The sequence below is a fragment of the Dactylosporangium sp. NPDC049742 genome (assembly GCF_040674675.1).
In the GTDB taxonomy this organism is placed as follows: domain Bacteria; phylum Actinomycetota; class Actinomycetes; order Mycobacteriales; family Micromonosporaceae; genus Dactylosporangium; species Dactylosporangium maewongense.
In genome coordinates this window covers 52759-73312 of the sequence record NZ_JBFANF010000054.1, presented here as the reverse complement: position 1 = coordinate 73312, position 20554 = coordinate 52759, and the positions used below count along the sequence as shown (strand labels likewise).

Genomic DNA, 20554 nt, shown 5'->3' with positions numbered 1-20554 from the left:
CTCCTCAGCACTTTCCGGCGGCGCAGTTGTCGAAGTACCAGTTCATGCGTCTGATGTCGGCGGCCTGCGGCGGTCGCCGGTCGGCGTTCATGAGGTCGTTCGGCGTCGGCTCGGACAGGAACCAGCTCTTCGCCGGGGTCGGCCGGACGTCGGTGACGGTCCGGCAGTCGCTCGCGGGCCGGCCCAGCGTCGGCGCGTCCGCCTGGCACTTGGCGAGGGTGTCGAACATGTTCGGGTTCGGCAGCGCCTCGAAGTAGCCGCCGTCGCAGCAGTACTCGTCGGCGAGGCCGAACGGCGCGTGCCCGGTCTCGTGCAGCACCGTGCCCAGCGACGTCGGCTCGGTGGAGAAGACACCCCCGTTGGCGCAGTCCCGGAAGTCGTCGCGGTGCAGGATGACGCCGGTGTCGGCCCAGCTGTAGTCCTTCGACCAGTTCGGCGGCCGGGTCAGCACGCAGTTGGTGTTGGCCGGGTTCGCCGGCGTCGGTGCGGCGACCCGGTCGGCGTCGCCGCGCTGGTCCGCCAGCCAGAAGTTGAACCGCTGCTGGTTGGCCAGGAAGAAGTCCTGGCCGTAGTAGGCGCCCTTGATGACGTCGGTCGCGTCGGCGAGGAACGCCGGGTCGGTCGCCGCGGTGTAGCTGTCGCTGTCGGCGATGAAGACGACGTCGACCCGGTTGGTGCGGGCGCCGGTGAAGCTGACCGGGATCGCGGTGCCCTCGGCGGGCGCGCCGACCCTGGTCCGCCGCCAGCCGGTGAAGACCCGGTCGGCGCCGGCGTGGGCGGTGCAGCCGTACACGAGGTCACCGGCGGGCACGTTGGTGATGACGTAGCTGTCGGTGGTCTTGCCGGTGACGTGCAGGTCGGGTCCGGTCGGTTCGTTGACCCACACCTCCAGGTCGTCGGCGATCTTCTTGTGGTCGACCAGCGCGGGCCCCGGCGCGCCGGAGGACAGGTCGGCCATCGTGTCGCCCACCTGGACCGTGCCGTCGAGCGACTCGACGGTGATGGTCACGGTGTCGCCGGGCTGCGGCCACAGCGGGGTGTGGGTGCACCGCACGGCCAGCCCCGGCGTCGCCGCGGGCAGGTCGACCTCGATCCGGAACCGGATGTCGGCGTCGCCGTTGCCGGCGGAGGTGATCGGCCCGGCGCACACGCCGCTGACGTCGCCGGTGACGGCGCACGGCACCAGGTTGACCGTGAGGTCGAGCTCCGGGCCGTTGGGCGAGATGTCGCAGACATCGTCCTCGAAATTGAGGAAACCGTCCGATTCCGCCAGCGTGATCACCACCGGAACGGTGGCCGCCGAGTCGACGTCGACCGCTTTCTCCGCGGTCCAGTCCGGCGATATCTCGTCCTCACCGTCGATCGGGCCGAAATTGAAGTCCTGCCCGCCGATCGTGATCTTCGAATAGAAGTCCGAACCGGACAGGTTGTCGGTGCACCCCTGTTCCAGGACGTGTTCGATGACCACCCGCACCGTGACGGTGCTGGCCGCGCTCGCCGGTCTGGCCAGCACGAACTGTGTGCCGAGCACCATCGCCACACACGAGACGGCGGCGATGAATATCCGTCGTGGCGATCTGACATTGCCCATTCGTAGCCCCTTTCCTGCAACGACTCCGGCATGTGCGCGAAGCGTAACCAGGGCATTACGTGGACGATGTCCAGGAAATGACGGTATCTGGGCGTGGCCGCCGGTGTCCGCGCGCGTCACACGAACGTGTCGCGCGGAAAGAAAAAGCGTCCGAATTCAGCGGCCGCGCACTGTGCCGGCCGGTGTCAGGCCGTCTTGCTGGTCCAGACGGCCTTCTTGGCCGCGGTGTAGAGCACGGCCGAGCCGTCGTCCTGGACCAGCAGGTACGTGGCGGCCTTGCCGTAGGTCTTGGTGCTCCACAGCGCCTTGCCCGCGGTGTCGTAGACGACGAGGTTGCCGTCGGGCTGCATCCGCGTCGACGCGCCGGGGTGGCCGCTGGTGCCGCTGCGCCACACCACGGTCTTGGCCGAGTTGCGCAGCACGAGGTTGCCGTCGGGCTGCTGCAGCAGCTCGTAGCCGCCCTTCGCGGCCGAGCGGGACTGCCCGGCGAGGAGGCGCTGGCCGGTGGTCAGCTTGCTGATGCCGTCGGTCGTCGTGGCCCAGAGGACCTTGCCGCCCGAGGTGAGGGCGAGGTTGCCGTCGGCGTTGAGCGTGGCCGTCACCGCGGTGGCGCCGTACGTGCCCGACGACCAGAGCGGCTGCTTGTCGGCGCCGTACACGACGAGGTTGCCGTCGTTCTGCAGCTGCGTCGACCCGCCCGAGCGGCCGCCCGTCTGCGCGCTCCAGATGACCTTCTTGTCGGCGCCCGCGACCACGAGGTTGCCGTCGGGCTGCTGGGTGAGCGTGAACCGGCCGTCGGGGGAGCGGCGCTGCTGCCCGGAGATCAGCGCCTGGCCCGGGTACAGCCGCCCCCGCTCGCCCTGGCTGGACCACAGCTCCTGCTTCCCGGCCTGCGACACCACGGCGTTGCCGTCGTCGCGCACCTCGAGCAGGGCGCCCTTCCCGCCGGTGGCGGTGTGCCACAGGACGCCGCCGCTCTTGCCGTAGACGACGAGGTCGCCGTCGCGGTTGAAGCTGGCGTACGCGCCCGGGTTCGACGGCGTCTGCGACGACCACTGCACCCGCTTCGCCTCGTCGGCGAGGACGAGGTTGCCGTCCGGCTGCTGCATGAGCGTGAATTTGCCGTTCGGTGAGCGCAGCCCCTGCCCCGCGTTCAGCCTGAAGCCGGGCTTCAGCTGCGCGGGCGGCACCGAGGCGCTCGGCGCCAGCGGCACCCGCTCGCCGTCGGGCGTCCCCGACGCCGTGACGGCCTCGCTGCCCGCCCTGGACGGGTCCCCTTCCTGCGCCGCCGCCACCGGCGCGCCGCCGCCGTCCCCACCGGACCGCGACACCTTGACCGCGACGACGGTGCCGACCGCGACGAGCAGCGTCAGCCCGGCGGCGGCGAGGACCAGCCCCGTCCGCCTCCCTCCGCGCGGCGCGGCGTCCCCGGTGAAGGCTTCCGGCGGCCCCTGTACCGGCGGCGCCCCGAGCCCCACGACCTGCGGAACCCCCTGCGGCACGGACGGCGTCACGGCGACCGGCATGTCCTGCGGCGCTGCCTGGTGCGCCGGTGGGGTCGCGCCCACCGGCGCGGGCGGCGCCGCCCACTGCAGTGCGGACGGCGCCACTGCGACCGGCATGTCCTGCGGCGTCGCCTGGTGCACCGGTGGGGTCGCACCCGCCGGCGCGGGCGGCGCCGCCCATTGCAGTGCGGACGGCGCCACGGCGACCGGCATGTCCTGCGGCGCTGCCTGGTGCACCGGTGGGGTCGCGGGCGCCGGCGCGGGCGCCGGCGCGGCCTGCTGCACCGGCGGGGGAGCGGTGAACGGCACCTGTGGCGGTGGCGGTGCCGGGACCGGCGGCGCGACCAGCGGCAGCTCCGTCGTCACGTCCTGCGGCGGCGCGGCCTGCGCCACCGGCATCGGCGGCGGCCCGGACGGCGCCACGATCGGACGTTCGGCGGTGCCCTCGTCGGGATCCGTCAGGCTCCACACATCGCCCGGCACCGGATCGCTCCCCGCCATGCCACCGTCCTCCCGATCCAGCACGGGCCGGGGCCGCACCCGGTGAGCCGCCCCCGCAACACGCCACCGATCGAGAACCGTAACCCTTCGCCACCGCCCGCTCCACCCCGGACCCACCCCGTCGCCACCGCAGACCCGGCAGAACCCGCGCCGATGAACGGCGTCCGGCGGCGGTCACGGCGATTCTTGGGCCGCGGTTCGGCGGGATGTGGCTACGATGTCACATCGGCGTCAGGTGATCCCTCACAATAGTTGAGTGTCGATATTTAGAGCTTCAGTGCGCAGAGTTGTCCTCGTGGTGCTGGCCGTGCTGGCGGTGCTGATCGGGCCGGTTCCGGAGGCGCGGGCGGCGGCCGACGGGTCCCTCGCCGTCAGCTCCGCGACGGTGGCGGTCGGGTCCGACGTGCGGTTCCAGTACGCGACGCCGAGGCCCCAGGCGAAGAACTGGGTCGGGCTGTACGCGGACCCCGGCAACGGGCCGGTGGGCGAGGCGTACGTCGGGCCGTCGCTGAAGTGGGTGTACACGCCGGACGGCACCGGTTCGGGGGTCCTTCCGACCGGCGGGCTCACGCCGGGCAACTACGTCCTGTACTACCTCTACAACGACGGGTACACGTGGCTCGCGCAGCCGGTCAAGCTCAAGCTGACCGCCGCGCTCCCGGGGACGCTCACCGTCGCCAACCCCACCGTCGCCGCGGGGTCGCCGGTGCAGGTGTCGTACACGACGACCAGCGCCAACGCCAAGAACTGGGTCGGGCTGTACCGCAACCCCGGTGACGGCCCGGTGGACCAGGTCTACGTGGGGCCGTCGCTGGCGTGGGCCTACACCCCGAGCGCGAGCGGGTCCGTGACGCTGCCGACGACCGGGCTGACGCCGGGCGACTACATCATCTACTACCTGTACAACGACGGGTACACGTGGCTGGCGCAGCCGTTCCCGGTCCGCGTGACCGGCACCGGCGCGCCGCGGTTCCCGTCGAGCGCGTTCGCGCTGCGCAACGCGAAGGTCGGCGTCGCCTACACGGCGGCGGTCGGCGGTCTCGTCCAGGGCGGCACCGCCGGCCTGACCCTGACCAAGACCAGCGGCCCCGCGTGGGCGAGCGTCTCCGCGTCCGGTGTCGTCAGCGGTACGCCGACCGCCGCCGGCACGGTCACGATCGGCGTCCGGGCGACGTCGTCGACCGGCACCGCGGACGCCACGGTGACGGTCCGGGTGCAGTCCGGCGTGCTGGTGCCGCAGCTGCGCGCGCTGAGCTGGAACCTGTGGCACGGCGGCAGCTCGGTCACCGGCGGGTTCGAGAAGGAGCTCAAGTTCCTGCTCGACAGCGACGCCGACGTGGTCGGCCTCCAGGAGAACGACGGGGCCGCGCAGCGGCTCGCCGGCGCGCTGGGCTGGTCGTTCCACCAGGACGGCTCCGTCGCGGTGGTCAGCCGCTACCCGATCACCGCCACGGGCACGGCCATCGCGGGCAGGGCGGTCGCGGCGCGGATCGACCTCGGCGCGCGGTCGGTGCGGCTGTGGAGCGCGCACCTCGGGTACACGCCGTACGGCCCGTACGACGCCTGCTTCGGCCGGATGGGCGTGCAGCAGCTGCTGAACCAGGAGGCGGCGTCCGGGCGGACGGGCCAGATCAACACGATCGTCTCGGCGATGGGCCCCGACCTGGCGGCCGCGTCGAGCACGCCGGTGCTGCTGGTCGGCGACTTCAACGCCCCGTCGCACCTGGACTGGACGGCGTCGAACTCGCGCTGCGGCTACGGCGCGGTGCCCTGGCCGACGTCGACCGCCCCCGCGAACGCGGGCCTGACCGACTCCTACCGGCAGGCGCACCCGAACCCGGCGGCGTTCCCGGGCGCGACCTGGTCACCGGTGTTCAAGACGTTCACCGGCGGCTACGGGTACGACTCCCACGCCGGCGAGGCGGAGCCGCAGGACCGTATCGACTTCATTCACTACAAAGGCCCGCTGACCGTCGTCTCCTCCGACGCGCTCTGGGTCGGCGCCCCGTCGCAGTCCAATCCGTCTGCGAACGCCTGGCCGTCGGATCACGCCGCGGTCCTGACGGTCTTCCAGGTCGGTTGAGCGAATTTCCGGCACCGATGGTGCACATTTCCGTGCGCCGATACATCTGACGTTTCAGCAGTTCATTACCGCATTGTTTCGCATTCGTGGACAACTGGTGCGGAGTGATCAGTTGAACGCCATCAGGATGAATGAGGTTCGTCCGAAAGTATGACGGTGAGGTGAATACAAGCCGATTTCGCGGTATTGACGGCCGCAAGTTTCGACACCATACTTCGGTGCTTCACACCGCGTCATGGACGTGAATGGGGGCATTGATGCGGACAGTTCAATTACCCGTGGATCGACATCATCCGTTCTTTTTTGACCACCCGGTGGATCATCTACCAGGCAATCTGCTCGTCGCCGGCCTGCTCGGGCTGGCCGGCGACGTCACCGGCGGCGGGCTGCGGCGGGCCGGCCGCCGGCTGCGGCTCGAATTCGCGTTCCCGGCGTTCGGCGAGCTCGAAGGGGGCGTCGAGCTGCACTGCGGCGGGGCCGGTGACACGCTCGAGCTCACCGCCACCCAGTCGGTCGGCGGCACCACCCGGGACATCTGCCGCGGCACCGTCACCGTGCTGCCGGAGCCGGCCCTGCCCGACGCCGCGCAGCCTTCACCCCTGCCTGCCGCCGGGCCCGGCCGCGGCGGGACGGCGACACTCATGGCCCCGGCCGAGCGGACGCTCGCCACTCCCGCCGACCCGAGGCTCGTGCACCGGGCCGACCTGAGCACCGTCATGCTGGGCGCGCCCACCGAGACGCCGGACGGCGAGTTCACCTGCGCCGTGCTGCACTGTCCGAGCCTCGCCCCGCCCGGCGTTCTGCGGGACCCGATCGAGGTGATCGAGGCGGCCCGCCAGCTCGTGCTCATGCTCGGCCACGTCGCCAACGGTCACGCGTTCGACACCCACGTCGTCTGGATCGACCTGGCCGCCGACATCCCGGCCGCCCCGCCCGCCGGCCTGCCGCTGCACGTGAGCTGGCGCCGGCCGCCCGGGAGGCCCCGGCCGCGGACCGCGTTCGACATGGGCCTGCACGCCGGGACGGCCGACCTCGGCACCATCCGGCTCGTCACCCACACGATGTCGCCCGCGGCCTACCGGAAGGTGCGGGCCGCGTGAGGTTCGACGAGCTGTGGCTGGCGAGCGTCGGCACCTACCTCCCGCCCGTCCTCACGGTCGCCGAGGCGGCCCGGCAGGGCTGGTGCGGCGCCGAGCAGGACGGCTGGACCGGGGTCGCGGTCGCGGGTGACATCGCCCCCGCCGACCTGGCCGTGCGCGCCGCCCGCACCGCGATGGACCGCTCCGGCATCGACCCGGCCCTGGTGGGGCTGCTGCTGCACGTGACGTCGGCGCCGCAGGGCCCCAACGGCTGGTGCCCGCAGCACTACATCGAGCACCGCGTCGTCGGTCACGGCGCGCCCGCGATCGAGCTGCGGCAGGGCAGCGCCGGCATGCTCAACGCGTTCGACCTCGCCGCCGGGCACCTGGCCCGCCCCGGGCCGGGCGCGGTGCTGGTCACCAACGGCGACAACTTCGGGGTCGAGCCCGCCACCGGGTACGACCCGGCGGTGCGCTGGCGGTACGCGACGAACGCCGGCACCAACCGCGGCTCGATCCTCGGCGACGCCGGCACCGCCGCGGTGCTGAGCAACCGGGGCGGGTTCGCCCGGGTGCGCAGCATCGTCAACCGCTCGCTGTCGGACCTGGAGGAGATGTACCGCGGCGACGAGCGCATCTTCCCGCCGCCGGTCGCCGCCGACGGGCCGGTCCGGCTCGGCAACCGGTTCGCCGCGTACGACGCGAAGAGCCCGGGACGGCTCGCGACCGCGCTGCGCCGGCTCCGCGACGCCCGGACCGGGACCGCGGAGGAGGCCCTCGCGGACGCCGGCGTCACCGCCGCCGACGTGACCCGCGTGCTGCACGTGTTCGCCGGCGACGAGCGGTACGTCAAGCACGTGCTCAAGCCGCTGGGCATCGACCACACCCGCGGCGTGCTGGAGTTCGGCCGCAACCTCGGGCACCTCGGCTCCGGCGACCAGGTCGCCGCCCTGGAGCACCTGGTGCTCACCGGCCAGCTGGAGCCCGGTGACCGGGTTCTGGTCATGGCCAACGGCACCGGCATCGCGGTCGGCGCCGCCGTCCTGGAGATCCTGCACCGACCGGAGTGGACCGCATGAGAGCCGCACCCTGGATCATCTTCGTCACCGCCTTCGGGCTGCTCGCCGGCGGCGCGTACACGCACCGCGACGACCCGGCCGCGCTCGTCGTCGCCGGCCTGTACGCGCTGTGGCTGCTCGTCGAGGCCCCGATCGCGCTGCGGGCCACCAGCGCGCCGCAGGACGCGTGGACGATCGTGCCGTACGGTGCGGCCCGGCTCGCCACCATCGGCTGCTGCCTGCTGGTGCCGGGGGAGCGCCCCGCCTGGTTCTGGGCGTCGGCCGTGCTGTTCGCCGGCGGTGTCGTCCTGCGCGAGACCGCGATCCGCACCCTGGGCCGGTTCTACTCCCACCATGTGGTGCGCCGCAGCGACCAGGTCGCCGTCACCCACGGGCCGTACCGCCTGGTGCGGCACCCCGCGTACGCCGGCATGATCCTGGCCCACCTCGGGCTCGTCGGCTGCTTCCCGGGCCCCGCCGGGGTCGTGGCGCTCTGCGCGCTCGTCGCGTCGATCGTGTGGCGGCTGCGGGTCGAGGAGCAGGTGCTGTGGGACATGCCCGGCTACCGCGACTACGCCGTGGGCCGCAAGCGCCTCGTCCCGGGCGTCTGGTGACGGACCCGGTGATGGACCCTGTGACGGACCCTGTGGTGGACCCTGTGATGGACCCGGCCGGCACCACCGGGATGAGCGCGGCCGAGGTGCTCACCACCACCCGGTCGGTGCGGCACCGGCTCGACCTGACCCGCCCCGTCGACCTCGCCGACGTCCGCGCCTGTCTGGAGGTGGCTCTGCAGGCGCCGACCGGCGCGGGCCGCCAGCACTGGCGGTGGCTGGTCGTCACCGACCCGGTGCTGCGTTCCTCGATCGGCAAGGTGTACCGCGCGGCCTTCGAGCAGCGGTACCCGCCGGACGCCACCGACACGGGCGTCCCGCCCCGGACCCTCGCCAGCGCCCGGCACCTCGCCGAGCACCTCGGGCAGGTCCCCGTCCTGGTCGTGCCGTGCCTGGAGGTGCGCCGCGGGCTCGGCACCGGCAACCAGGCCGGCATCTGGGGGTCGCTGCTGCCGGCCGCGTGGAGCTACATGCTCGCCGCCCGCGCCCGCGGCCTCGCCACCGCCTGGACCACCACCCACCTGGACCGGGAGGAGGAGGTCGCCGCGCTGCTGCGGCTGCCCGGCCACGTCCGGCAGGGCGCGCTGATCCCGACCGCGCACCCGGTCGGCGGCGGCTTCCGCCCGGCCCGGCGCGCCCCGCTGGACAGTGTCATCCACATCGACGGCTGGAACGAGACATGACGATCACCACCGGCGCGGACGTCGCCGACCCGGCGCTCGTCGGGCACAAGTTCGCCCGCCTGCACCTGATGCGGGCCGCCGGGTTCCCGGTGCCGGACCTGGTCACCGTCCCGGCGACCGCGTTCGACGCGGCGTGGCAGGACGTCCAGGACAGCGCCGGCCCCGCGGGAGACGCCGAGGGAGATCCCGAGGACCCGCAGCGGTGGGCGAGGGCGGCGGCCGCCCTGCGCGCCGCCCCGGTCCCGGACGGCATCCTCGCCGAGGTCCGCGACCGGTTCGGCCCGGACGCGCTGTTCGCCGTCCGGGCCTGCGCCGTCGTGTCCACAGTGGACGGTGAGGACGGCGAGGACGGCGCCGACCCGTTCGCGGGGATGAGCGACAGCTTCCTCTACGTGCCCGCCGACCGGGTCGCGGACCGGATCGCGGCCTGCTGGGCGTCGGCGTTCACCGCCCGGGCCGTCGCCTACCGGCGGCACCGCGGCCTCGACCCGGCCCGGACCCGGATCGCGGTCGGCGTGCAGCTGATGGTGCCCGGCACCCGCTCGTTCGTGGCGTTCACCCGCGACCCCCGCGACGGTGCCCGGCGCACCGTCATCGCCGCCGCGCACGGCATCGGCGAGGGCGTCGTGCAGGAGAAGGCCGACGTCGACCACTTCCACGTCACCGGCACCACCGTGACCGCCGACCTGGTCCGCAAGGAGCGCATGGTCGGCCCGCCGGACGGCACCGGCGAGCTCGCGCTGCTGCCCGTGCCGGCCGACCTCGCCGACGCGCCGGTGCTCGACGACCGCACCGCCCGCGCCGTCGCCGCCCTCGCCGCCCGGGCCGAGGCGTTCTTCGGCGGCCCGCAGGACGTCGAGGGCACCATCACCGCCGACGGCACCCTGCACCTGGTGCAGGCCCGGCCGATGGTGATGCCCGCGGGGCCGCCGATGTACTGGGCCAACCACAACATCACCGAGAGCTACCCGGGCGTCTCCGGCGCGCTCACCTTCTCGCAGGCGCAGGAGTTCTACCGGCGCGCGTTCGGCGACCTGTACCACCGCATGGGCGTGCCGGCCAGCACCGTCGAGGCGAACCGGCACCACCTGGAGCAGCTCGTCGCGCACCTGGACGGGCGGGTGTACTACCGGCTCGGCGCCTGGCACGCCCTGCACGGCCAGATGCCGGTGTTCGACCTCGTCCGCGACGTGTGGCAGGACGGCATGGGGGTCACCGGCGAGGCGCGTCCGGCCGTCACCCGCCCGCGCCGGCGGGCGTGGCTCGCGCTGCCCGGCACGCTCCTGCGGGCCACCCGCCACCCCCGCCAGGCCAGGGAGTTCCTGCGCTGGTGGGACGGCGTGATGGCGGACGCCGGCGACCTGTCCGGGCGGACCCCGCACCAGCTCGTCGCCGCCTACCGGGAGCTGTGGGCGGCGATGAGTGTCCGCTGGGGCGTCACGCTCACCAACTCCATCTACGGGCTGCTCGCCGTGAAGGCCCTGATGCGCCTGCTCGACCGGTGGGCCGGCGGCGCGAAGGGCCTGCTCACCGGCCTGCTGACCGGCGGCCCCGCCAACCGGTCGCTGCGGTCGGTCCGCGCCGCCGTCGCCCTCGCCGAGCTCGTCGCCGCCGACCCGGACCTGCGCGCGGCCGTCGAGTCCGGGGAGCGCCCCCGCGAGGTGTGGCGCGCCATCAGCGCCGGCGGGCACGGCGCACCCCTCGCCGAGGCGGCCGCCGACTACCTGCGCCGCTACGGGGACCGCGCGCTGCACGACCTCAAGCTCGAGCAGCCGACCCCGCGCCAGCAGCCGTGGACGCTGCTGGAGGTGCTCCGCCCGTACATCAGCCAGAACCGCACGGTCGAGGGCCTGATCCAGGCGGAGGAGCGGGCCACCCGCCAGGCCGCCGAGGAGCTCGCCGCGCGCTGCCCCGGCCGGCTGCGCCGCACCGTCCTGCGCACCCTGGCGGGCTACGTGCGCTACACCGCCCGGGTCCGCGAGGACACCCGGTTCTGCCGTACGCAGCTGTACGGGCTGTCCCGCGACATCCTGTGGCGGCTCGGTGCCGACCTGCACGCCACCGGCCACCTCGACGACCCGCTCGACATCCGCGACCTCACCGTCGCCGAGGTCCTCGGCGCCTACGACGGCACCCTGCCGTGCGCCGCGCTGCGCGACCTCGCCGCCGCCCGGCGCCGCGCTCGGCTCCTCGCCGAGGCCCGTCCCGGCCGGCCCGGCCTCCTGCGCACCCCGGCCACCGGCCCCCTCGCCGACGTGCTGCCGGGCGCCGTGGAGGTGACCGCCGCGCCGGCCGCCGGCGACACCGGGGTCCTGACCGGGCTCGGCTCCGCGCCCGGCGTCGTGCGCGCCCCGGCCCGCCTCGTCCTCGACCCGTCCGTGCCGCCGGAGACGTGCCGCGACGCGATCCTCGTCGCCCGCGAGACCGACCCCGGCTGGCTGTTCCTGATGATGGCGGCGAAGGGGCTCGTCGTGGAGCGCGGCACGCTGCTGTCGCACACCGCGATCACCGGGCGGCTGCTCGGCGTGCCGACGGTCGTCGCCGTGCCGGGCGCCACCGGCCGCATCCCCGACGGCGCGCTGATCGAGCTCGACGGCACCGCCGGGACCGTCCGGATCATCGCCGAGGCGTCATGACGCAGTTCCCCTTCGAGAGCCGCCCCGGCGTCGCCCTCGACCCCGAGCAGGCGGCGCTGTTCCGCCGCGCCGCCCTCGTGCCGGTCCGCATCCGCGGCAACCATCCGGCGCTGCTCGTCACCGGCCACGCCGACGTGCGCACGGTGCTGTCGGACCCGCGGTTCAGCCGGCAGCAGTGGCACGGCGGCACCATGTTCGCCCGCAGCCCCGACACCCTCGCCCTGGCCACCACCGACGCGCCGCTGCACACCCGCCGCCGCCGGACCGTCCAGGGAGCGTTCACCCACCGGGCCGCCGAGGCCGACCGGCCGTGGATCGAGCGGACCGCCGAGGACCTGCTCGACGAGGCCGCCGCGAAGCCCGGACCGGTCGACCTGGTCGCCGCGTACCTGCGGCCGCTGCCCTACCTGGTGATCGCCCGCATCATGGGCACGCCGGCCGGCGACGTCGACCAGCTGGTCGCGTGGACCGACGTGATGATGTCCGCGGGCCGGTGCGAGCCGGACGAGGTCACCGCCGCGACGGCCGCCATGCACGGCTACTTCCGGGAGCGGCTCGGCACCGGGTTCCTCGGGTCGCTCGCACCGGCGCTGACCGAGCAGGAGATCGTCGTCATGGCGGCCGGGCTCGTCATGGCCGGCGGCGACGCCACCGCGAGCCACCTGAGCAGCTGCGTACACCACCTGCTGCACGACGACGAGCTCCGCGGGACGCTGGTCGAGCGGCCCGAGCTGATCCCCGCGGCGGTGGAGGAGCTGCTGCGCTGGGTGTGGTTCGCCGGCACCGGCGGGCAGCCGCACGTCCTGCTCGCCGACGCGGAGCTCGCGGGGGTGCCGCTGCCCGCCGGGCAGGTCGTCGTCCCGCTCACCGACGCGGCCAACCGCGACCCGGCGGTCTTCCCGGACCCGGACGAGTTCCGCCTCGACCGGCCCGCCAACCCGCACCTGGGCTTCGGGCACGGCCGGCACATGTGCGTCGGCGCCCCGCACGCCAGGGTCCAGCTGCGCACCGCGATCGGCGCGCTGCTGCGCCGCTTCCCGGACCTGCGCCCCGCCTCCGAGGGCGCCGACGAGTGGCGGGACAAGATGTTCCTGCGCGGCCTGTGGCGCCTGCCGGTGCACCTACTGTGAGGGCGTTCGTCCGCGGCAGCTACCCGCCGGTGCCGTCGATCCTGTTCGCGGTCTGCTGGGCCTACGGCGTCACCGGCCTCTTCGCCCTCACCGGCCCGCCCGCCGGCCCCTGGCGGCCGGGGCTCGGCACCGCCGTCGCGGCGCTCACCATCGCCCTCGACATGCTGCTCATGCGCATCGTCGACGACATCCGCGACCTGCCCTACGACCGCGTGCACAACCCGGACCGCCCGCTCGCCGCCGGCGTGGTCACCCGGTCGTCGTTGCTGCGCTGGTACGGCGTGATCGGCGCGCTCCTGGTGCTGCTGAACCTGTTCGACCGCTGGGCCGCGCTCGTCATCGCGGTCCAGCTGGCCTACGCGCTGCTGTTGCTGCTGCCCGGCCCCGACCCGGGGCGGCTGGTGCTGACGCTGCTGCTGAGCAGCCCCGTGCAGCTGCTGCTGCACCTGTACCTGTACACCCTCCACCTCGGCACGACGGGCGGCGGCTTCGGCCCGTCGTTCTGGCCGGCGCTCGCCGTGGTCGTCCTGGCGACGCTGCACCTGGAGGTGGCCAAGAAGATCACCCGGTCGCCGCGCCCCGGCGAACGCACCTACGTGACCACGTTCGGCCTGCCCGCGACGGTCGCGGTCGCCGTGCTGAGCCCGGTCGCCGCCGCCGTGGTCCTGGTGCTGGCGGCGCCGTCCGCGTGGGTGGTCCTGACGCTGCCGCCGCTGGCCCTGCCGGCCCTCGCGTGGTGGCGGTTCCGCCGCGCGGACCGCTGGGACGCCCGCCTCGCCTTCTTCTATCTGCTGGCCTCGTTCGTCTCGTGGGCCGTGACCGCTGCTGCAGGGGGTACATCATGACGACGGACGTCACCGAGATGGTCGGCGCGGTGCACGAGGACCTGGCCGCGCTGCTGGCGCGGCTGCGGGCCGGCGGCGACGTCGCCGACGAGGCCATGGCCGGGTTCCTCGGCGGCTTCCTGGACCGGCTGGCCGCGCGCGGCTCGACCGGCGCGGTCGACGTGATGATCCGGCTGCCGCTGCTCGTGCACGCCGCCGAGACCGGCGACCCGGCGGGTGGCCGGCCGGCGGCGGTCGTCCACGTGCTCTGGTGGGCCGCCGCCCGCTACCTCGACGACCTCGCCGACGGGGGACCCTTCGACCCGGCGCGGTGCAACGCGGACATCCTGGCCGCGCTGGGCGTCGGCAGCCACCTGCCGGCCAGGCTGCTGCGGGAGGCCCGCGTGCCGGACGCCACGAAGGTCGCGGCGCAGGCCGAGCTGTCCCGCGGCTGGCTCGACGGCATCAGCGGCCAGCTGCTGGACCTCGCCGCCCGCCCGGCCACCGCCACGACCGCGTCGGTCCTCGCCAGCTACGAGGGCAAGACCGGCGCGCCCTACGCCATGGCCACCGCGACGGCGGCCTGCCTGGCCGGCGCCGACCCGGGCCGGGTCGACCGCTGGCGGGACGTCGGCCGCCGGTTCGGGGTCCTCCGCCAGCTCACCAACGACCAGCGCGACCTGGTCACCGGCCGGGACGAGGACCTCCGCAACGGCGCCGCCACCTTCCTCGTGATGCTGCTGCTGGACGGCGTACCGGTGGCCCAGCGCCCCGCACTGCTGGCCCTGCACGCGGCGGCGGCGACGTCGGCGGACGCCCGGGCCGAGTTCAAGGCGCTGCTGACCGGCCCGGAGCACCTGCGCGCCTACCACGGCCGGGTCGACGCGATGGTCGCCGAGGTGCACGGGGCGCTGCACGCCCTCGGCGGCACGCCACCGTACACCTCGGCCCTGCACACCCTCGTCGACGACGCGATGCTGGCGTTCCCGCTGCCGGTCCCCGTCGCCTAGCGTCCGCTCACAGCGTGGTCTCGCCGGTGAGGCCGAAGAAGTCGTGCCACTTCACGCCGCCGGCGAACGACGTGCCGGTGGACAGCCCCACGTAGACGTCGTTCGTGCTGCCCTTCGTGAACACGATGATGTCGTCCTTCCCGTCGCCGTCGACGTCGCCCAGGTACGGGAACTCGCCGGGCAGGCAGAAGAAGTCGTTCCACTTGACGGTCGTGCCGGCGAAGCTCGTCCCGGTGGAGACCGCGGCGTAGACGTCGGCGTCGGCATTGCAGGTGAAGGTGACGATGTCGGCCTTGCCGTCGCCGTTGATGTCACCGACCCGGGGCAGCTCGGCGCCGACGGCGAAGAGGTCGTGCCACTTCTGGGACGCGCCGAACGACGTGCCGTTGGACAGCGCCACGATCACGTCCGAGGCGCTCGCCGGCCCCTGCGTGAAGGTGATGATGTCGGCCTTGCCGTCGCCGTCGACGTCACCCACGGCCGGGTGCTCGCCGGGGATCGAGAAGTACTCGTGCCACTTCACGCCTGGCCCGAAGCCGGTGCCGGTCGACAGGGCCACGTACACGTCCCCGGCCGCGTCGTGCGTGAAGGTGACGATGTCGTCCCTGCCGTCGCCGTTGACGTCGCCCACCGCCGGCACCTCGGCGTTCGGCGCGAACCAGTCGTGCCACTTCGCCGCGCCCGCGAAGGCCGTGCCGGTGGACAGCGCCACGTACACGTCGCCGAGCGACCCGCCGGTGAACGTGACGACGTCGTCCTTCCCGTCGCCGTTGAAGTCGCCGGTCAGCAGGGTCTCGCCGGTGAGGCCGAAGAAGTCGTTCCACTTCACCGACGTACCGGTGAAGGACGTGCCGGTCGAGGTCGCGGCGTACACGTCGTTGAGCGTGCCCCGGGTGAACGTGACGATGTCGTCTTTGCCGTCGCCGGTGAAGTCGGTCGGCGACCCGGCCAGGTAGCGGTCGCCCGGGCCCGAGCCCTGCCCGCAGTTGTCGCTGACCAGGAACTTCTGGTTGTACTGCCCCGGGTACGGCGCGAGCGAGGCACCGTTGATCGAGATGACCTGCCCGACGCCGTTGAACAGCTGCTCGTAGTGCAGGTGCGGGCCGGACGAGTTGCCGGTGCTGCCGGTGATGCCGATCTGCTGGCCCTGCTGCACGTACGCGCCGTCGGGCACCGAGTAGGCGCTCAGGTGGAAGTGGTACGTCGTCCAGCCGCCGCCGTGGTCGATGGAGATGTAGTTGCCGGCGCCGCCGGGCTGTGACAGCCGGTGCGCGACCCCGGCCGCCGTCGCCACCTGCGGCGTGCCGTTGGTCGTGCCGTCGGTGCGCACGAAGTCGAGCGCCTGGCGCACCTCGGCGCTGTGATGGTCGTAGGTCCAGCGCTGACCGCAGGGGAACGGCGCCTTGAACAGCGGCGCCGCCGACGCCGGTGAGGCATCGACCAGCACGGCGGTGAGCGTGGACGCGGCGAGCGTGGCGAGGGCGACGAGCAGTCGCTGGACACGGGACATGCGGGGACTCCTGACGGCCGGTCCGGCATCGGTTGATGTCAATAGCTTGCCAGGCGTGGGGAATTCCCGTAAAGAACTTGCAGCAATCGATTTCTCAGGTACGCTCGGCCCGTGACGTCCATCCAGCTCTGCCGATGGATGCTCGCGCTGGCCGTGGCCGGTGCGACCGTTCTGAGCGGCCCGGAGGCCGCCGTCGCGGTCCCCGAGCCTGGCATGAACGTCGTCTGGTCGACCGACTTCAGCAACGGCTGGGCCGGCTGGCTCAGCACGCCGTGGAACGACCAGCCGCAGGGCGCCGTCCAGCGCCCGACGATCCAGAGCTCGCCCGACGGCCAGGGCCGGGCCGCCCGCTTCTACCTCGGCGGCGGCCAGCAGCGCAACGAGTCGCAGCCCGACGCGGCGCAGAACATCACCGAGGGTCAGACGTACATCGTCCGCTTCACCGACTACCTGCCCGCCAGCTTCCCGACCGGCACGAGCGACTGGCGGGTCGTCATGCAGTTCAAGAACGCGTCCACCGGCTCACCGCCGGTCGAGATCAAGATCGGCAAGGGGAAGTACACCCTCGACGGCAACAACGGCGCCTGGCACTACGACATCGGCGACGCCGTCACCGGCCGGCCGATCACGATCACGGTCCGGATCAACGCCGACGTGTACGCGGCCCTGTCCAACGGTTCCGCGTTCGTCGGCGCCGCCACGAAGTGGAACGACTTCTTCTGTCTCGCCGGCGAGTTCCCTACCTGGGTGACGTCGACGGCGACGGGAAGGACGACATCATCGTGTTCACGAAGGGCAGCACGAACGACGTCTACGTGGGGCTGTCCACCGGCACGTCGTTCGCCGGCGGCGTGAAGTGGCACGACTTCTTCGGCCTCGCCGGCGAGACCTCCTTGTGACGCGGCCCGGTCGGCTCGGGTGTGGCGGCGCGCCGGTGGGTGGCGGCGATCAGGACGTCGACCAGCCGCACCAGGTCGGCGGCGCCGGCCGGGTCGTCGGCGCGGCGGGTGATCCGCAGCAGCGGTGCGGCCAGGTCCAGCGTGACCTGTCCGCGGTGCAGGATGTGGTACAGGCAGAGCATGGCCGCCCTGGCGTTGCCGTCCTCGAACGGGTGGAAGAACGCCACGTCGAGGTAGACGCGGGCGGCGCGGGCGGACAGCGGCACCGACGGGTCCGCCGCCTCGGCGAGGCAGGCCCGGAAGCGGGGCTCGGTGTCGGCGTGCAGCCCGTAGCGTTCCCGGCCCCGCTTCGCGTAGGCGGCGCCCGTCCGGAAGCGGGCCGTGCCCGCCCTGCTGCCCGCCCCTGCGCCCGCCCTGCTGCCCGCCCCTGCGCCCGCCCTGCTGCCCGCCCCGCTGCCCGCCTCTGTGCCCGCCCCGCTGCCCGCCCCTGCGCCCGCCCTGCTGCCCGCCTCTGTGCCCGCCCTGCTGCCCGCCCCTGCGCCCGCCGCTGTGTCCGCCCCGCCGAGTACCGTGGTCTGCCAGCCGGCGAGGACCTCGAGGGACAGGTCGGTGGCGGTCCGGGCTTGGTGCAGCGCGTCGAGCAGGCGCCGCGCCCGGTGCGGGTCGCGGTGCGCCACCGTCGTGCGGACGTGGTCGGCGACGCCGTCGCGGGCGCCCCGGACCGGGCCGGGGAACGGCCGTGCCGCCTCGGCCCAGCGCACCTCCTCGCGGACGCGGATCCAGTCCAGCAGGTGGTCACGCATCGTCGCGGCCGACGACCCCGGCGGCGAGCCGCCCGGCGACGTCCGTGACCAGGTCGTCCGCCGGTTCGCACCAGCTCTCGAAGCGGCCGTCGATCGCCTCGCCGACGAGCGTCCCGCGCAGCGCCTCCGGTACGCCGGCGGCCGCCAGGAACCAGTGCAGCACCTGGCCGCAGAGCTCATACCACGCGTCCTCGGCGCCGGTGCTGTCCACCACGACCGTCACCAGCTGCGCCACCGCCCGCTCCCACGCCGCGAGGGCCGCCTCCCGGCCGGCGGGCAGCGGCAGGAACCCGTCGAAGCGTGCGGCGAGGTCCTCCAGCCAGGCCCGCCACTCCACCAGCGCCGCCGCGACCACGGCCAGGGTCGCGTCCGGGGTGCTCATCGAGTCGCGCGGGCAGCACCACGCGTGCACCGGCCCGCCGCCGTAGTCACCCTCGCCGGAGGACCACCGCCAGCCGGACGCCCACGGCCCGTAGCGCTCGACGAGGGCGGCGCTCATCGCGTCGCACCACCGCCGCCCCTCCCCGTGCCCCCAGCCGATGACGGCGGGGTCGGCGGCGTGCCCCGCCCGGCGGGACGGCACCGCGGCGGCCGGTGACAGCCCCCGGATCACCGCGGGCGCCGCCTCCCGGTCGAACGGGTGCCGGGCGGGGTCGACCTCCGGCCACGACAACGTCCACGGATACACGCGTCCAGTATGGTGCCGCCTTCCGCGGCGGCGCGGCCGGCCGTTACGGGAACAGCGGCGCGAGTCCGTCCAGGAGGCGCTGGAGGCCGAACTCGAACAGCTCGGTGTCGCCGGGGTCCTGATCGGCGTCCATCGCGATCCCGCGCACGACGTCGGCGGCGGTCGCGGCGACCCGCGACGCGGTCTCCGCCGGCAGGCCCTGGCCCGTCATCGCGCGCGCCGTCCAGTCGGTGTGCGCGACCACGTGCTCGCTGAGCGGCGACGGCTCGAACGACACGATCCTCGCGAGCCAGGGGTGGCGGCGGTACATCTCCCACTGCGTGCGGCACGCCAGCTCGAGCTGCGCCCGCCAGTCGCCGGTGGGCGGCTGCGGCAGCGGGTGCCCGGCGAAGATCGCGTCGGCCATCATGGTCTCGAGGCGGGCCCGGCTGCCGACGTGCTTGTGCGGCGTCATGGTGGTCACGCCGAGCCGCTCCCCGATGCGCCGCATGGAGGCGGCGGCGAGCCCGTCGGCGTCGGCCAGCTCGATCGCGGTGCGGACCACCCGCGCCCGGGCCTCCGTCCCCGGCGGCGGTGGGGGCTGCCACGCCGCCGCGATGCCCGCGGCGGGCTCGGTCACCAGCAGCCCGTGGATGCCTGGCACCTTCTCGACGAGACGCTCGTCCCGCATCTGCCGCAGCGCCTTGAAGGCGATGTGCATCGAGACGTCCCACTCGCGCATGAGGTCCTTGAACGACACCACCGTGTGCGGCGGCAGCTCGCCCGTGGCGATCCGCTGGCGCAACAGCGCGACGATGTCCGTCGCCATCAGCGCCACTGCCGCCTCCTGCCGTGTGTGTGGCCCAACTCTAGCCGCGCCGCCGTTTCCCGTCGTCGCCTACGGCACCAGCCGCGCGCAGCCGTCGAGCAGCCGCTCCAGGCCGAACTCGAACAGCGCGGTGTCCCGCTCCACGCCCGCTGCGGGCTCCCGGTGCCGCGGCGCTCCTGGCTGCGGCACTTCGTGCTGCGGCTTTCCGCGCTGCGGCTTTCCGCGCTGCGGCTCGTCCTGTGGTTCTTCGTGCTGCGGTTCTTCGTGCTGCTGCTCGTCGTGGCGCTGCTCCTGCGCCAGGCGCATCGCGTGGCCGCGCACGAAGCTCGCGGTGGTCACGGCGACGCGCCGCGCGGTGTCCGGCGCCGCCCCCGCACCGGCCAGCGCGCGCACCGCCCAGTCGGTGTGCTCGGCCACATGCGGGCTGAGCAGCGGCTTCCTGAAGGACACGGCCTCGGCGAGCCACGGGTGCCGGCGGTACATCAGCAGCTGCGCGCGGCACAGCGCCTCCAGCTGCGCCCGCCAGTCCCCGCTGGGCGCCGGCGGCTCGTGCCCGGCGAAGATCGCGTCGGCCATCAGGACCTCCAGCTGGGCCCGGTCGCCCACGTGCTTGCGCACCGTCGCGAAGTCCGTGTCGAGCTCGACGGCGATGCGCCGGACGGACGTGACGGCGAGCCCGTCCGCGTCGGCCGACGCGATCGCCGTGCGCACCGCCAGCTCCAGGAACTCCGGACCCGCGGTCGACGGGCGCCGCCGCCGGGCGGGTGGCCGCCAGCCGGACGCGATCCCGGGAGCCTGTTCGGTGATCACCGGGCCAGTCCCGGCGTCCTCGACGAGACCGTCCTGCCGCATCATCGCCAGCGCGCGGGCGGCGGCACTCACCGGGAGGCCCAGCTCGCGTGCGACGTCCCGGCAGGACGGCGCGGTCTCACCCGGCTGCAGCTCGCCCGCGGCGATGCGCCGGCACAGCTCAGCGACGATGCCTGCCGCCGCCTGCGCCACGCCCACCTCCCCGCCGTTTCCCCGATGCGCCGAGTCTATCCCGGCGCCCGGCACGCCGTCGGCGCCCGCGCCCCGTCGGCGCCCGCGCCCCGTCGGCGCCCGGGCCCCGTCGGTGCCCGCGCCCCGGCCG

General features: G+C 74.0%; 17 protein-coding genes and 1 pseudogene. 11 read left to right on the top strand and 7 right to left on the bottom strand.

Features of this window, described 5'->3' with window-relative positions; genetic code table 11:
* Window positions 1-4 precede the first annotated feature (4 nt).
* The gene (locus AB0J72_RS43980; protein ID WP_363411064.1) at window positions 5-1591 is read right to left on the bottom strand and encodes a hypothetical protein; all 1587 of its coding nucleotides are present in this window, start codon (window positions 1589-1591) and stop codon (window positions 5-7) included.
* 185 nt (window positions 1592-1776) lie between these two features.
* A complete protein-coding gene (locus AB0J72_RS43975) occupies window positions 1777-3597 on the bottom strand; it encodes a hypothetical protein (RefSeq protein WP_363411061.1) in 1821 nt (606 codons plus the stop codon).
* A 277-nt stretch (window positions 3598-3874) separates the two neighbouring features.
* Between AB0J72_RS43975 and AB0J72_RS43970 the strand changes: the two genes are divergently transcribed.
* The 9 genes from AB0J72_RS43970 to AB0J72_RS43930 all read left to right on the top strand — a co-directional run bounded on the left by AB0J72_RS43970 (window position 3875) and on the right by AB0J72_RS43930 (window position 14714).
* The gene (locus AB0J72_RS43970) at window positions 3875-5680 is read left to right on the top strand and encodes an endonuclease/exonuclease/phosphatase family protein (RefSeq protein WP_363411059.1); all 1806 of its coding nucleotides are present in this window, start codon (window positions 3875-3877) and stop codon (window positions 5678-5680) included.
* Window positions 5681-5994: 314 nt separating this feature from the next.
* Window positions 5995-6780 carry an AfsA-related hotdog domain-containing protein gene (locus AB0J72_RS43965; RefSeq protein WP_363411056.1) on the top strand — a complete coding sequence of 262 codons (786 nt, stop codon included), beginning with the start codon at window positions 5995-5997 and terminating at the stop codon, window positions 6778-6780.
* The gene (locus tag AB0J72_RS43960; protein ID WP_363411053.1) at window positions 6777-7838 is read left to right on the top strand and encodes a ketoacyl-ACP synthase III family protein; all 1062 of its coding nucleotides are present in this window, start codon (window positions 6777-6779) and stop codon (window positions 7836-7838) included. The genes AB0J72_RS43965 and AB0J72_RS43960 overlap by 4 nt, the downstream gene beginning before the upstream one ends.
* Window positions 7835-8431 (top strand): isoprenylcysteine carboxylmethyltransferase family protein, encoded by a 597-nt coding sequence (locus AB0J72_RS43955; protein ID WP_363411050.1) that lies wholly within the window; start codon window positions 7835-7837, stop codon window positions 8429-8431. Before AB0J72_RS43960 ends, AB0J72_RS43955 begins: the two co-directional genes overlap by 4 nt.
* A gap of 35 nt (window positions 8432-8466) precedes the next feature.
* Complete coding sequence (locus AB0J72_RS43950; RefSeq protein ID WP_363411047.1) at window positions 8467-9114, top strand: nitroreductase family protein; 648 nt, start codon at window positions 8467-8469, stop codon at window positions 9112-9114.
* Window positions 9111-11750, top strand: coding sequence for a PEP/pyruvate-binding domain-containing protein (locus AB0J72_RS43945; RefSeq protein WP_363411044.1), 2640 nt, complete (start codon window positions 9111-9113; stop codon window positions 11748-11750). The genes AB0J72_RS43950 and AB0J72_RS43945 overlap by 4 nt, the downstream gene beginning before the upstream one ends.
* Window positions 11747-12880 (top strand): cytochrome P450, encoded by a 1134-nt coding sequence (locus AB0J72_RS43940; protein ID WP_363411041.1) that lies wholly within the window; start codon window positions 11747-11749, stop codon window positions 12878-12880. The genes AB0J72_RS43945 and AB0J72_RS43940 overlap by 4 nt, the downstream gene beginning before the upstream one ends.
* Window positions 12877-13725: a hypothetical protein gene (locus AB0J72_RS43935; RefSeq protein ID WP_363411038.1), complete on the top strand. Its 849-nt coding sequence runs from the start codon at window positions 12877-12879 to the stop codon at window positions 13723-13725. The genes AB0J72_RS43940 and AB0J72_RS43935 overlap by 4 nt, the downstream gene beginning before the upstream one ends.
* Complete coding sequence (locus AB0J72_RS43930) at window positions 13722-14714, top strand: polyprenyl synthetase family protein (protein ID WP_363411035.1); 993 nt, start codon at window positions 13722-13724, stop codon at window positions 14712-14714. Before AB0J72_RS43935 ends, AB0J72_RS43930 begins: the two co-directional genes overlap by 4 nt.
* Before the next feature lie 7 nt (window positions 14715-14721).
* Here the strand turns inward: AB0J72_RS43930 and AB0J72_RS43925 are convergent, their stop codons facing one another.
* On the bottom strand, window positions 14722-16224 hold the full coding sequence (locus tag AB0J72_RS43925) for a VCBS repeat domain-containing M23 family metallopeptidase (RefSeq protein WP_363411032.1): 1503 nt from the start codon (window positions 16222-16224) through the stop codon (window positions 14722-14724).
* A 138-nt stretch (window positions 16225-16362) separates the two neighbouring features.
* Here AB0J72_RS43925 and AB0J72_RS43920 point away from each other — a divergent pair.
* Together AB0J72_RS43920 and AB0J72_RS43915 are read left to right on the top strand one after the other, a co-directional pair.
* Window positions 16363-16797, top strand: a pseudogene (locus AB0J72_RS43920) (heparin lyase I family protein); the annotation flags it as partial.
* 131 nt (window positions 16798-16928) lie between these two features.
* Complete coding sequence (locus tag AB0J72_RS43915) at window positions 16929-17123, top strand: hypothetical protein (protein WP_363411029.1); 195 nt, start codon at window positions 16929-16931, stop codon at window positions 17121-17123.
* On the opposite strand, the gene AB0J72_RS43910 is transcribed toward AB0J72_RS43915, so the two are convergent.
* The 4 genes from AB0J72_RS43910 to AB0J72_RS43895 form a co-directional block, all read right to left on the bottom strand.
* Window positions 17036-17926 (bottom strand): Fic family protein, encoded by an 891-nt coding sequence (locus AB0J72_RS43910; protein ID WP_363411026.1) that lies wholly within the window; start codon window positions 17924-17926, stop codon window positions 17036-17038. The two genes, AB0J72_RS43915 and AB0J72_RS43910, sit on opposite strands and share 88 nt — an antisense overlap.
* Window positions 17919-18614: a hypothetical protein gene (locus AB0J72_RS43905; protein ID WP_363411023.1), complete on the bottom strand. Its 696-nt coding sequence runs from the start codon at window positions 18612-18614 to the stop codon at window positions 17919-17921. The genes AB0J72_RS43910 and AB0J72_RS43905 overlap by 8 nt, the downstream gene beginning before the upstream one ends.
* 43 nt (window positions 18615-18657) lie before the next feature.
* On the bottom strand, window positions 18658-19422 hold the full coding sequence (locus AB0J72_RS43900) for a TetR/AcrR family transcriptional regulator C-terminal domain-containing protein (RefSeq protein ID WP_363411020.1): 765 nt from the start codon (window positions 19420-19422) through the stop codon (window positions 18658-18660).
* 69 nt (window positions 19423-19491) lie between these two features.
* On the bottom strand, window positions 19492-20424 hold the full coding sequence (locus tag AB0J72_RS43895) for a TetR/AcrR family transcriptional regulator C-terminal domain-containing protein (protein ID WP_363411017.1): 933 nt from the start codon (window positions 20422-20424) through the stop codon (window positions 19492-19494).
* Window positions 20425-20554 lie beyond the last annotated feature (130 nt).